Here is a 13,589-nt window from a genome sequence, read left to right on the forward strand (position 1 = left end):
CTTATGCCTTAAAACTGGTTGTGCATATCGTTTAAGGCGTTGTGCAGCAGGTCGTCGTCATGGGCACTGGCATGCTGATCGTCTCTGGGATCGTCGATATCCACAAGCGATGGATGAGGCTTCTCTTTCTCATGCTCCTCCAGCAGCGGGTTGTCGAACTGATCTGCCGGGGTTAGGGTGAGATCGTCGGCGTCGAAGTGCTCCGTGGCCATCAGGGGCGTCTCCAGATCAGGCTGAGGCTTAGTGTGACTCTCGACTTGCGCCAGATCCTGCTGACTCAGCCCCACCATCTGCAGATAGTGGTCCACAGGGGCGAGCGTCGCAGCCGCCAGTGGGCGGGTGTCCGCCTCTGTATGAGAGGGTTCGGCGCCACTCGCCGCCAACTCATGGGGCTGGCTATGAACAAGCTTCTCATCCAGATCTGCAGCATGCTTATCCTCTGCCTCGCCTTCGCTTGCCTGGATGACGATGACCTGGGCGTCATCACTGGCGTCCTGGTTGTCATCCCATTGGGGAGTATCGTGCAGCTCAGGCGGCGGTGGCGGCGGGGCAGGGCTAGTGGTGACAGGGGTGACCGTCATATCTACCAACTGGGTCGATAGTTGGTTGTGACCACTGTGACCGTGAACATAGGTGATATCTAGATTCACTTCCACATCCACATTGGAGGAGTGGCTGTCGTGATAGAGGATATGAAAGATATCGTGATGGGTTTCCGAGGTGGTTTCCCCCGCCCAGTGGGTGCCGCCGGCAGCCTTGTCGCCAGGTGTCGGTGCCTGGTTATAGACATAATCCACATGGCCGGTATCTGGATCTATGGTGAGTGTGCCGTACTGACCCCTGAGGCTCAGGGTGGGGTGACCATGACCGTCATCGATCGCCCAGGCGCCAGTGGTGGGGGCGTTGGGGGTAAGCTGTTGCAGTAGCGGCGGCGCAATGAGATCGCCCGAGATGTGGGAGCCTATGGCGCCAGTCCCCGTCGGCGTAGGCGGCGTGATAAAACTCATGCTGGGGATTGGGTTGGCGTGGTCGACCACATACAGGGGGCTGCTCATCTGTGCCTGGTTACCGGCCAGATCGCTGACCATGGCCTTGATCTCCAGGCTGCCGCCCGGCAAGGCATCGACCTCGGCGGCGCTCAGCTGAGTGCTCCAGCAACCGTTATGCACGTTGGCATGGTATTGCTGCCCACCTATGGAGACGGTCACCCTCTGCCCCTCTTCGACATTAGTGACCGTGCCGCTGATGGTGAGGGCTTGATGCTGCTCTCCGGCCTGTAGCATGTTGTCGCCGGCGATGGGGTTCATGTCTATGCTGGCCTGGGTATCGACCTGATATTGATGGTTCTCCGTAGCGCTTCCCTGGTTACCGGCAAGATCTGTGGTGGTCAGGGAGGCATTTATCTCATGGGCGCCGGCCAGCTCGCTACCGGGCACCTGCACGCTGAAATGCCCTTGGTTGTCCACCTGTCCCTGATAGGTCTGTTGCCCTATGGCCAGGGTGATTGGCGTACCTCCGGGCACTTCGCTGTTGACGCTGCCCGTAACTGCTATGCTTCTGCCCGCCTCGACGGCATTGACCAGATTGTCTGGTGTGATGGCGTCGAGTCGTATCTGGGGGAGCGGCGCCTGATTATCCAGCTCAAAGTCGAGTTGGGTGTGGGGCGATGCGTGGCCGAAGGCGTCGGTCTGGCGCACCCAAAGCTGGTTGTGGCCCTGCACCGGGGTGAATTGCGACTGCCAATGCTGACCGCCGTCGACTGAATATTCCACCCGCATGCCGGCGAGCTGGCCGCCTATGGTCAGGCTGGCGTCTGTGGTGATGCCATCACTGCTGGACTGGCCGGTATCATGGGTCAGCGCCAAGGTGAGGGGCGGTATATTGGTGTTGAGGCTGAGCGGTAAGCCGTTAAATTGGCTGCTGCTGGCCGAGGCTTGATTGCCCGCTACGTCTTGCCCGCGCACGCTGATGGTGAGTTCGCCATCGGGCAGCGATGAGAGGTCGATATGCTCGAAATTAATATACTGATGATCGGGATGACTCACGCTGCCACCAATGGCGTCGTGGTGTTGAGGGTCGATCACCAGGGGCTGACCGCCGCCACTGCTGCTGATCACCAGCTGAGTCAGCTCGCTATCCTTGGGCAGGTAGACCTGCACCACCAACTCGCCATGACCATTCAGAGAGGCGCTATGCACGGCTATATCTGTCTGGGTGTCGAGTGTGAGCGCCAGCGGTGTGGCCTGCACAGTTTGTTGACTGCCGGGGGCCTGGGCACTGGCGCTGATCTGATGGGCGCCCTCGCTAAGGCCGCTGAGTGCGACGCTGTAGTGCCCCTGAGCATCACTTAACAGGCTGGTGAGCTTGTTGCCCTGCTCATATAGGGTGACCAGGGAGAAGGGGATGTCCGTCTGCCCCTCGACCACAGGGTGGGAGTCATGGGTGATTCCGTCGCTGTCGGAGACTCCGGTATCGCTGCCATGACTCAGTACTAGGGTGATGGCGTTGCCTATGGTCTGTGTTGGTGTCTGCTGGGGTTTAGTGTCCACCAGCTGTGATGGGCTGGTGACTGTGGCATGCAATTGGGGTTGCAGGCCTGTGCCGGTTGGCATGGTGAGGCTAACCCTTGCATCGAAGCTGATAAATTTGGTCTCGCTGCCGCCATGGTTGTCACTGACCTGCACCTCGAAGGTGTCTGTGCCTTGGTACTGACCGCTGGCCTTGTCATAATGCATGCCGGCGACGCTCTGGTTGAGGTGGTAGCTGTAGGCGCCTGTGTCTGGGTCGACAACCAGGGTGCCAAATTGTCCAGTTTGCTGGGCAACCGAGAAGCTGTGGCTGTCTTGGTTGTCGGGGTCTTGTACCGTGAGATGCCCCGTGGTGCTGGAGAGCCGCACCACACCTAGCTTGGGAGCATCGTTGGTGCCGGTTATCTTGATGACGATATCCTGCGCCGTGCCGTCTAAGGTATAGACTCTGTGGGTAACCAAGACCTCCTGATGTTCGCTCAGCTGTTGTAGCCTGGCGTTGTCGACGTCGTAGGTCCAGCTGCCGTCGGCGCCAATATGTAGGCTACCGCCGAAGGGATCGTCCACTTGTGTCGCCGTGCCCGCTTGGAAGGCCGCCTGACCCGCGTCGGGATCCTGCACATTGAGCTGGCCCGAGATGGCTATCTGGTTGTGGGCGTCCGGGTGTTGATCTTCGACAAGCTCGCCCCGGGTATCCCCCGAGACCTGGGCCTGGTCACTCACCGCCGCCAGTGTGGTACTGGCGCCTGTGTGAGTCACGCCGCCGTGAGCATCTTTGACATCGTAGGTAAAGTGTACCGCGCCGTTGTAGTCCTTCTCTGGCGTGAAGCTGAAGCTGCCGTCGGGGTTGGTGGTGATAGTGCCATGATCGGCCTGGAGATTGGCGACCGTGAGTTGGCCGGCGTCGTTGTCGTCGACATCCTTGGCGTGGGCTAGCAGCTGCGCCGGGGTAAGCCGCATCTGAGTATCTTCCTGACCAGCAGGGAGTATCTGGGTAGCACTAATCACGGGGGCATCGTTGGTGCCCTCTAGGGTGATCGTGATATCTTTACTTGTGCCATCGGCGCTGTAGACGCGATAGACGACCTGCTCAAACTGTCCCTTACCCAAGTGTTGGAGGGCGTTATTTGAGACTACGTACTGCCACACTCCATGCTTCTCGATATCCAGGCTGCCACCGAAGGGATCCGAGATTGCCTGAGCGTCGTGAGTCGCTCTAAAATAGCTCTCCCCCTTATCTGGATCATGAACGTCCAGGGACCCAGTGTAGTGCAGGGTATTGTGCGCATCGCCGGCAGGATAATAATCTTCCTTAAGGTTGCCCTTGTCTTCTCCCGTGATGACGGCGGCATCGTCTTGTCCTGAGATCTTGATAGTGATCGGCTGCTCTGTGCCATCGACGCTATGCACCATCAGGGTTTCGCTGAGGTACTTGCCAGATTTGAGACCTTGTATCGCGGGCTGGGCGTTATCCGCAGTGTAGGTCCAGTGGCCGAGATCGTTGATGGTGAGGGTGCCATATTGGCCCTGCAGGCTGGTGGCGATGAACTGCGCTTCGCCATGATCGGCATCGGTTACGCTCAGGGCACCGTCCACCCTGAGCTGACCCTGATAGAGATCTCTGTCTTCGGTAACCGCCCCCGTTGCAGCACCGCCAATCACAGCCCTGTCGTCCGTGCCATTGATGGTAACCGTGACTTTCTGCTTGCTGCCGTCAACGCTGTGAACAAACAGGGTTTCAGTCAGCGACTCGCCGGATTTGAGCCCCTGTATCGTGGCCTGGGAGTTGTCGGCGGTGTAGGTCCAGTGGCCATTTGAATCAATCGATAGTGCGCCGAATTGACCTTGTAGTGAGGTAGCCTGGAACTGCGCTTGACCACTGTCTGGATCGGTGACCCTGAGCGCACCGTCCACTCTCAGTTGTCCCTGATCGAGGTCTCTATCTTCAGTAACCGCCCCGGTTGAAGGGCCGCCAATCACAGCTTTATCGTCCGTGCCATTAATGGTTACCGTGACTCTCTGCTCTGTGCCATCGACCGAGCGTACAAACAGAGTCTCGGTGAGTGACTCGCCGGACTTGAGCCCCTGAATGGCAGGCTGGTCATTGTCGGCCGTGTAGGTCCAATGGCCATTTGAATCAATCGACAGTGTGCCGAATTGACCTTGTAGTGAGGTTGCCTGGAACTGCGCTTGACCACTGTCGGCATCGATCACCGTCAGCGCGCCGTCCACCCTCAGCTGTCCCTGGTAGAGGTCTCTGTCTTCGGTCACGCTGGCTGTTGCCGCGCCGCCAATCACCGCCTTGTCGTCTGTGCCATTGATGGTGACGGTCACCTGCTGCTCTGTGCCATCGACACTGTGAACAAACAGGGTCTCTGTGAGTGACTCGCCGGCCTTGAGCCCTTGTATCGCAGCCTGGGAGTTATTGGCGGTGTAAGTCCAATGACCGAGGTCGTTGATGGTCAGGGTGCCGTATTGGCCCTGTAGGCTGGTGGCGATGAACTGGTTTTGGCCGCTATCGGCATCGGTGACCGTTAGCGCGCCATCGACCCTTAGTTGGCCTTGGTAGAGGTCTCTGTCCTCATTAACAATCCCCGTTGCAGTACCGCCAATCACAGCTTTGTCGTCTGTGCCATTGATGGTTACCGTGACTTTCTGCTCACTGCCATCAATTGAGTGAACAAACAGGGTCTCGGTGAGGGACTCGCCGGATTTCAGCCCCTGAATGGCGGTTTGAGAGTTGTCCGCCGTGTAGCTCCAGTGGCCGAGATCGTTGATGGTGAGGGTGCCGTATTGTCCCTGCAGGCTGGTGGCGACAAATTGCGCCTCGCCGTGGTCGGCATCTGTGACCGTGAGCGCACCGTCCACCCTCAGCTGTCCCTGATAGAGATCTTTGTCTTCGGTAACCGCCCCGGTTGAAGCGTCGCCAATCACAGCCTTATCGTCCGTGCCATTGATGGTGACCGTGACCTTCTGCTCTGTGCCATCAATGCTGTGAACAAACAGAGTCTCTGTGAGTGACTCACCAGACTTGAGCCCTTGTATCGCACTATGTGAGTTGTCCGCAGTGTAGGTCCAGTGGCCGAGTTCGTTGATGGTCAGGGTACCGTATTGGCCTTGCAAACTAGTGGCGACAAATTGCGACTCGCCATGATCGGCATCGGTTACGCTCAGGGCACCGTCCACCCTGAGCTGACCCTGATAGAGATCTTTGTCTTCAGTAACCGCCCCTGTTGAAGCGCCACCAATGACCGCCTTATCGTCCGTGCCATTGATGGTCACGGTGACCTTCTGTTCGGTGCCATCGATGCTGTGAACAAACAGAGTCTCGGTAAGGGATTCACCGGATTTGAGCCCCTGTATCGGGGCCTGTGAGTTGTCCGCAATGTAGGTCCAGTGGCCGAGATCGTTAATAGTCAGAGTGCCGTACTGACCTTGGAGGCTAGTGGCGACAAATTGCGCCTCGCCGTGGTCGGCATCTGTGACCGTCAGCGCGCCATCGACGCGGAGTTGTCCCTGATACAGGTCTTTGTCTTCGGTCACTGTGCCCGTGGCCGTGCCGCCAATCACAGCCCTGTCGTCTGTGCCATTGATGGTGACGATCACCTTCTGCTCTGTACCGTCGACCGAGTGAACAAACAGGGTCTCGGTGAGTGACTCGCCGGACTTGAGTCCTTGAATCGCGGCCTGTGAGTTATCTGCTGTGTAGGTCCAGTGGCCTAAGTTATTGATTGTCAGAGTGCCGTATTGGCCTTGGAGACTGGTGGCGACAAACTGCTCCTCGCCATGATCGGCATCGGTCACCGTCAGCGCGCCATCGACTCTCAGTAGGCCCTGATAGAGGTCTTTGTCTTCGGTCACGGCTCCCGTGGTGGCGCCAATCACCGCCCTGTCGTCTGTACCATTGATGGTGACCGTGACCTTCTGATCGCTGCCATCAATTGAGTGAACAAACAAGGTCTCGGTGAGGGACTCGCCAGACTTGAGCCCTTGTATCGCGGACTGAGAGTTGTCGGCGGTGTAGGTCCAGTGGCCGAGATCGTTAATAGTCAGAGTGCCGTATTGCCCTTGGAGTGTGGTGGCAATGAAGTGAGCATCGCCGCCATCGGGATCGATCACCGTCAGTTGCCCCGATGTCTGTAGCTGCCCGGCGACCAGGTCTCTGTCTTCTGTCACCGAGCCGCTGGCAATGCCATGGATGATGGCTCGCTGATCTGCGCCGTGAACTTCTATTGTCACTATCTGGCTGACGGGTTGTCCCGAGCTGTCGGTTGCCGTGACTCTGAAGGTTTCCGTGGCCACCTGGCCTGCATGTAGGGCCAGGGTGTTGGGCGAGCTATTATCGATCCGATACTGCCAGACACCTGTATCTGGGTCGATCACTAGCTCGCCATAGACGCCTGATGAATGGGGCACAGCCCAATGGACGCCGTCTCCCGTGTCAGGATCCGTGGCGATCAATTGCCCCGACACCTTATCAACCGAGCCCAGCTCGTTGAGGCTAGCATGATGGACGCCGGAGATCACCGGCAGATCGTTACTGCCCTCGACGGCGACGCATATGACGCTGCTGACTCTGTTGCCCAAATTGTCTGTGGCCGTAATGGTAAAGGTTTCATTGTGGTGCTCGCCTTCGAACAGGGCATTGGTCTTGGCATCGAAGTTGTTGAGATGATAGTGCCACTCACCTGTGCTGGGATTCAGTACAAGATCGCCATATTGCCCCTTGCTGGTCTCTACCGACCAGGTGACGGTATCCTTAGTGTCGCCGCTGGCCGCGAGTTTGTCCGATACCGTATCGATAACACTATTTTCTTTAATCGTTTGAAAATCTTGTTGACTATCAATATGTAACGGATTTTCATGCGTGCCAGTGCCAGTGCCAGTGCCAGTGCCAGTGCCAGTGCCAGTGCCAGTGCCAGTGCCAGTGCCAGTGCCAGTGCCAGTGCCAGTGCCAGTGCCAGTGCCAGTGCCAGTGCCAGTGCCAGTGCCAGTGCCAGTGCCAGTGCCAGTGCCAGTGCCAGTGCCAGTGCCAGTGCCAGTGCCAGTGCCAGTGCCAGTGCCAGTGCCAGTGCCAGTGCCAGTGCCAGTGCCAGTGCCAGTGCCAGTGCCAGTGCCAGTGCCAGTGCCAGTAAGCGAGACCTGTGGGTCGGTAGTGGGGCGCTCAGTTGTTGGGGGCTGAGTGCCTGTTTGCTGTGTGCTTGGCTGCTGTGTCGAGCCTGTGCTCGGCTGTGGTGGCTTATGAGCTTGTGTCTCGCTGCTCGTCAGGGTCACCTGAAAGGCGGGTGGCGTGCCGCCTGAGGTGAGGGCGTGAGCAAGAGGCGTCAGGTTTGGGGCCTGGGCTGTGCCTTTTTCGAAGCCGCTAAACTCCTCTATACCCGTGGTCTGCGCTGCGCGGTGGGCCAACTTGTTTTGCACCTGCGCCGCATTTGCTTGTGCTTCTGGCGTTTGAGTTTCCTGTGTCTGGGCTTCTTGTGACTGAACCTCTTGGGACTGACTTTGATGAGACTGGCTTTGCTGTGACTGAGCCGCTGACGCTATCCTATCGTCTAATTCTGTTGAACTTGGTGTCTGATCTCCCTGAGCCATTGGGCCCTGATCTGCACTATTTGCCAGATCTGCGTGCTCTATTTGTGGCTCTGCGCTTGCGCTGGCGGCCGCGTGCCAAGGCTTATCCGCCACCAGATCTTGATTGAAGCGGCTCGTCGTCTTGCCATCGCGATACTCTTCGGCCTTGAGCTTTTGGACCGCCTTATCCTGCGCCCTGGCGAGACGTTCCGCCTCGCGCTCACGTCGCTGAGCCTCTGTTAACGGCTCCGGCTCGCTCGCCGGCTGCGAATTGGTTTGCGGCTTCGCCTGATTCCTAGCCTGACTAGATTCGTCCTGAGGCGGCGTGTTGGGGCGCTTATCTTGGCTCATGGCGTTCTCCTAACGTTCACCAAAGGCTTCGGTTACATTGGTAAAGACCGGCTTCCATAGGTACTGGAAGACTGTCTTGTCGCCTGTCACTATGTCGGCTTCTCCCGTCATGCCGGGGATCAACGCCAGCTTGTCGGGTTGGTCGCCGAAGTAGGGTTTGTCGATGGCTATCTGTACCTTGTAGAAGACGCCACCTTTCTCGTCGGCGTCCGTGCTGGGGGAGATCTTCTTCACCAGCCCATCGATGGCGCCGTAGCGGCTGTAGTCGAAGGCATCTATCTTGATGCGGGCCTTCTGCCCGACGGTGACGAAGCCTATGTCTCTGGGGGACAGCTTGGCCTCTAGCAGCGCAGTGGGTGTGGTGGGGACGATCACCGCCACGGTACCGCCTGGCTGGATCACGCTACCCGCGGAGTTGTTGGGGATAGATTGAATGATGCCATCCACCGGCGAGGTGACCCGGTTCTGCTGCACCAGGGAGTCAGAGGATTTGAGCCGGGCAACTATGCCTAGCAGTTCGGCCTGGGCGTCTGTGCGTTTCTCGCCCACCTCGTTGAAGAGGCTCGCCTGCTTCTGGGCCAGCTGTTTCTCTTGATTGTCTATGTTGCGTTGCAGCACGCTGCGACGCCCCTCCAGCACCTTGAGCTCACGGATATAGGCGTCGAGTTTCTGTTGTGATTCCAGCATCCTGAGTTTAGAAACCGCCTGTTGCTCCTTGACCGAGTTCATCATCTTGAGGGTCTGTTCTACCGAGCGGATCTGATCCTTGAGCGGGGTGATCTCCTGCTCGACACTGGCCAGCTCAGCCTCAGACTTGGCCACGTCAGATTCGGACAGGGCGATGATCGCCTGCTTCTCCTGATTCATACGTGCCAGGGCGTTGATGTGTTGAGCCACTAGGGCGGGGAAGCCGAGCTGATAGGCGTTAAAATCGGGCTCACGCTCCTCGAGGAAGGCGGTGTATCTCTCTATCTTCAGCTCCAGGTTGGCCTGCTTGCTTTGTAGCTCCTCCTTCAGCGCCTGGCTGTCGGTGGCGACAAAGTTAGCGATAAGGTCGCCCTTCTGGACCAGATCTCCCTCGGCGACGGCGATCGATGCCAGGGTGCCGCCGGTCTGGCTCTGGATCACCTGCCTGTGACCCAGCGGCACCACCTGGCCCTTGGCCTTGGCGATCTCCTCTATGTTGGTGAAGATAGACCAGATCAGCAGAATGAAGACGGCCGTGGCGATAAAGAAGGTGATGCGGCGAATGGCGCGCTTCTCGGCGGGCGCCTCGACGGCCTCGGTAAATTCGTGTTCAGGCCATGAACGCTGAGTGAGTTGGCTGTCATTCATTTTGTGAGGCCTCCATGCTGGGGGTTGAGTCCTGGTTGGTTGCACCTTGTGTCGTCACACCGTCTTGGTTAGGCAGAGGCCCTGCGTAGACCACAGTGCCTTTGTCGAGGATCACCACCTTGTCGGCCTGTTGAATCAGCGCCTGATCGTGAGTGGTGAACAGGATGGTGGTCTTGCCCTTGAGGCGTTTGAGGGTCTGGATAAAGGCCTGTCGGGCAAAGGGATTGCGATTGGCTATCGGCTCATCCATCACCAGCAGGGGAGAGCCTTTCAACAGGGCCCTTGCCAGGCTGATATAGCTGCTTTCCACCGCCGAGAACATGCTGGTGCCACGGGAAAAGAGGTTGGCATCTATGTTCTGTTTTAGCGCCTGCAGCAGCGAGGCGCCGCCGGCATCGGTGAGGGCCTGCTTAAGCTCTTCGTCGCTGGCCTCTGGCTTGGCCAGGCGCAGGTTGTCCGCCAGGGTGCCGGGTAAGATCTCGCTGTTGGTGGGGCTGTAGGCGGCCCACTGACGGAAGATCTCAGGGTCAAATTGTTTCAGGTTTTTGCCGTTGACGGTGACGAAGCCGGCCTGGGGCTCGATAACTCCTATGGCGGTGAGCAGCAGCGAGGTCTTGCCGCTGCCGTTGGGGCCTATGATGGCCACCGTCTCGCCAGTTTCGATGTCGAGGGTTACCCCGGAGAGAGCGGGCTCGCTGTCGGCGCTGTATCTCAAGGTCACATGCTTAAAGGAGAGCGCCGGTGTCTGGTTGAGATTTGGCGAGTCGAGCCTGAGCTCATTGAACTCTGTGGTTACGCCCATGAAACGGTCGAACTGATCGACGGCGCCCTTGAGCAGGGTAAACTTCTGCCGCGAGGCAAAGGCCAGCTGCGCCGGGCCTGTGATCCGCCAGATCAACATGACGCAGGCGATCAGCGCCCCCGGGGTGATGCTCTGGTTGAGCACCAGGAAGATGCCGGTAAACACTGTGGCTAGGGCGGTAAACAGTCCCATGGCATGGGCCACCGCCGCGTTGAGTCCCGCACGTTTGCTGTAGAGAAAGTTCTGCCGGCAATGCTCCCGGGCGCGGCGCATAAATTGCTCGTACCAGGCACCACTCTCGCCGGCGCTCTTAAGTGGTAGCAGGTGAGTCGAGAGCTCGTTCAGGCTGTTCTGGTACTCGCCGCTGATGGTGGGCGCGGCGGCCTGGGTAAATTTGTCCAGCGCCTTCATCACCAGATAGAAGAGCAGCAACATGCCTAGCGGCACCAGCACCAAAACACCACTCAATAGGGTAATGGCGACCAGAGCTATGAGGGTAAAGGGCAGATCGATGAGGCCGCCTCCGCCAGGGCCGGCCACCAGGCTGCGTACCTTCTCGGCGTTGCGCATCCTGGCGATATGGCTGGAGAGGCCGACCCGTGAGAGCAGGCTAAGGGGCATGCTCAGCAGGCGGTTGAAGGTGATGCCGGAAAGATCCCTGGCGAAGCGGTTGCTGACATTGGCCAGTGCCTGTGCCCTAAGCAGCCGACTGGCGACAAAAATTCCCAAGGCAAGGGCCGCACCCAAGGCAATGCTGGGCAGGATCTGCGGCGCCTGACCGCCGATGACCCTGTCGTACACCGCCATGGTAAAGAGTGGAATGGCGAGGCCACTCAGGCTGGATAGCAGACTCAGCCAGAAGATGGGGCGATACCAGGGCCTGAGCTTGGCGAGATGGGAGGCGAACACGCTGCTGCTTCGGCTCTGGGCCGGCAGGCTCTCCACCAGAAACACGTGGCCGGCGCCCGGCAGCTTGTCGAGTGTGAGCCATTGATTATCTTTGCTTAAGTATTGAAAACTGTGGTTGCTGCGCCGCGCCACCATAGGCTCGCCATCCTGAGGCAGCAAGATGAAGGGGTAGACGCTGTGGACCAGGAGGTTAGCATCCAGTGCCTGCACCTTGATGCCCACATGATGCTTCTTCAGCAGAATATAGGCTTCGAGATGGGTGAGCCTGTCGTGGAGATCGCTCTTGTCTATGTTGCTGGCCTGCACGCTAAGGCCCAGCTGATGGAACAGGGCGATCAGCAGCGACTTGGGTAGATGTATCGGATCTAGGTGCTGATTCATTAGCGTACTCCTCCTTGGCCTTGAGCTTGACCAGCCAGCTCGCCGTGCTCGCCGAGTGCGATCTGCATGTCGCTCAGCGCCGCGACCTCATCGAAATAGGAGGCGATGACAACCGTCATCTGCCCGCGCCGCTCCATTAACACCTGTAGCAGGCGGGCCTGGGAGTCGGCATCCAGTGAAACCATAGGCTCATCCAGCAGCAGGATGGAGGGGGACTGCGCCAGGGCTCGTACCAGGGCGATCAACTTGATTGCCCCCTTGTTGAGCACCTGATTCTCATTGCTGCCCACCTGGGTCTGATAACCCGCCGGCAGCTGCGCCAGGGTGGCCGATAGGCCGAGTTGGTCGGCGATCAGCATGGCGCTCGCCTCACGCTCGCGGCGAAACAGCGTCATGTTCTCCAAGATGGAGCCGCTGAAGAGGCTGGCCCAGGGGGGAACATAGCAGATGGATTGACGGTACTCGAAGCCGTCGTGATCCTGCTGCGGCACACCCGCGATGGCGATCTGCCCACTATCTAGCTGGTGATAGGCGCCTATGGTGCTCAGTAGCAGGCTGGCATGGGTCATGGGGTTGGAGGTAACGGTAACTATGCAGCCCGCAGGTATGGTGAGGCTGATGTTGTCGAGCCGGGCACTGGTCTTCTCGGCGCTGACGCTCTCGAAGCTAATGGGGCCGAGGGGCAGTTTCTGTTGATAGCGGGTCTGGCCGTTAAAGGTCTCCTGGGGCGTCGCGATCAAAGCATTGACCTGATCCATCGCCTCCTTGGCACTGACGTATTTGGCCCTAAGGCTGCCGATGGCGCTTAAGGGGGCGACGGCGCGCCCGGCCAGGATGGAGCAGGCCGCCAAGCCACCCGTGGTCAGGTTACCGTTGAGCACCTCGAAGCAGCCTATCATCACCAGGCACAGGGTGGTGGCCTGGGCGGTGCCCTGGATCAGCTCCTGTAGTTTCGCCGACAACCAGTCGACCTCCTCCTGCTGGGCGAGGCGCTGATGATTGATCTTCTTATAGGCGTAGGTCATGCGGGACTCGAGGGCCATCGCCTTGGTGGTAGTGAGGCCTGAGAGCACCAGCATCAAGAGGCGGGTGCGCTCATCCTGGCTCAGGCTTAGCTCCTTAGTGGCGAGAGAGAGTTTCTGCCCCAGCTGCCATACTCTCACGCCGGCGATCAGCCAGACGATCAGTGGGATAAACACCAGCGGCCCGCCTATGTAGGCCACTAGGGCGAGGAAGATTAGAACGAAGGGGAAATCCATCAGCGCCACGGCCGCCTGGCCGGAATAGATGTCGCGCATGGCCGCTATGCTGTGGATGCCGTGGGAGATCTTGCCCGCGCCGAGATTCTCTATGTGGTGGTAATCGGCATTGAGCAGACGCTTCACCACCCGGGTGATGGTGTGCAGCTCATAGTTGGCCGCCGAAGCGCCCAGCAGCCAGCTACGGGCGTACCTGAGTATTAGCTCCAACAGGATGGCGATAGCGACTCCAATCACTAGAACTGTTGCCGTCCCGTGTGCCTCGTTGGGCAAGATACGATCGTAGATCTGTAACATGGTGAAAGGCAGGGCGAGTGAAAGCAGATTGATAAACACAGAGGTGAGGAGCAGTTCGTTGAACGACTGATTCTGTGCGAGCAAACGAAAGGTTTTAACCATCTATGCCGTCCCTTGGAATAATTGGTGATTAAACAAGAGTGTAGTTCAATGTTGCTA

At 58.6% G+C, this 13,589-nt stretch carries 4 protein-coding genes; all 4 read right to left on the reverse strand.

Translation table 11 applies throughout. The features are described from left to right. Positions 1–8 precede the first annotated feature (8 nt). The 4 genes from SHEW_RS20645 to SHEW_RS02630 are packed head-to-tail and all read right to left on the reverse strand — an operon-like array spanning position 9 to position 13,532. Positions 9–8,447 carry a VCBS domain-containing protein gene (locus tag SHEW_RS20645; protein ID WP_011864316.1) on the reverse strand — a complete coding sequence of 2,813 codons (8,439 nt, stop codon included), beginning with the start codon at positions 8,445–8,447 and terminating at the stop codon, positions 9–11. 9 nt (positions 8,448–8,456) lie between these two features. Next, on the reverse strand, positions 8,457–9,782 hold the full coding sequence (locus SHEW_RS02620) for an HlyD family type I secretion periplasmic adaptor subunit (RefSeq protein ID WP_011864317.1): 1,326 nt from the start codon (positions 9,780–9,782) through the stop codon (positions 8,457–8,459). Next, entirely contained in the window at positions 9,775–11,874 is a 2,100-nt protein-coding gene (locus SHEW_RS02625; protein WP_011864318.1) for a peptidase domain-containing ABC transporter, read from the reverse strand. The genes SHEW_RS02620 and SHEW_RS02625 overlap by 8 nt, the downstream gene beginning before the upstream one ends. Next, on the reverse strand, positions 11,874–13,532 hold the full coding sequence (locus tag SHEW_RS02630) for an ABC transporter transmembrane domain-containing protein (RefSeq protein WP_011864319.1): 1,659 nt from the start codon (positions 13,530–13,532) through the stop codon (positions 11,874–11,876). The genes SHEW_RS02625 and SHEW_RS02630 overlap by 1 nt, the downstream gene beginning before the upstream one ends. Positions 13,533–13,589: the final 57 nt, after the last annotated feature.

Source organism: Shewanella loihica PV-4 (genome assembly GCF_000016065.1).
Lineage (GTDB): Bacteria > Pseudomonadota > Gammaproteobacteria > Enterobacterales > Shewanellaceae > Shewanella > Shewanella loihica.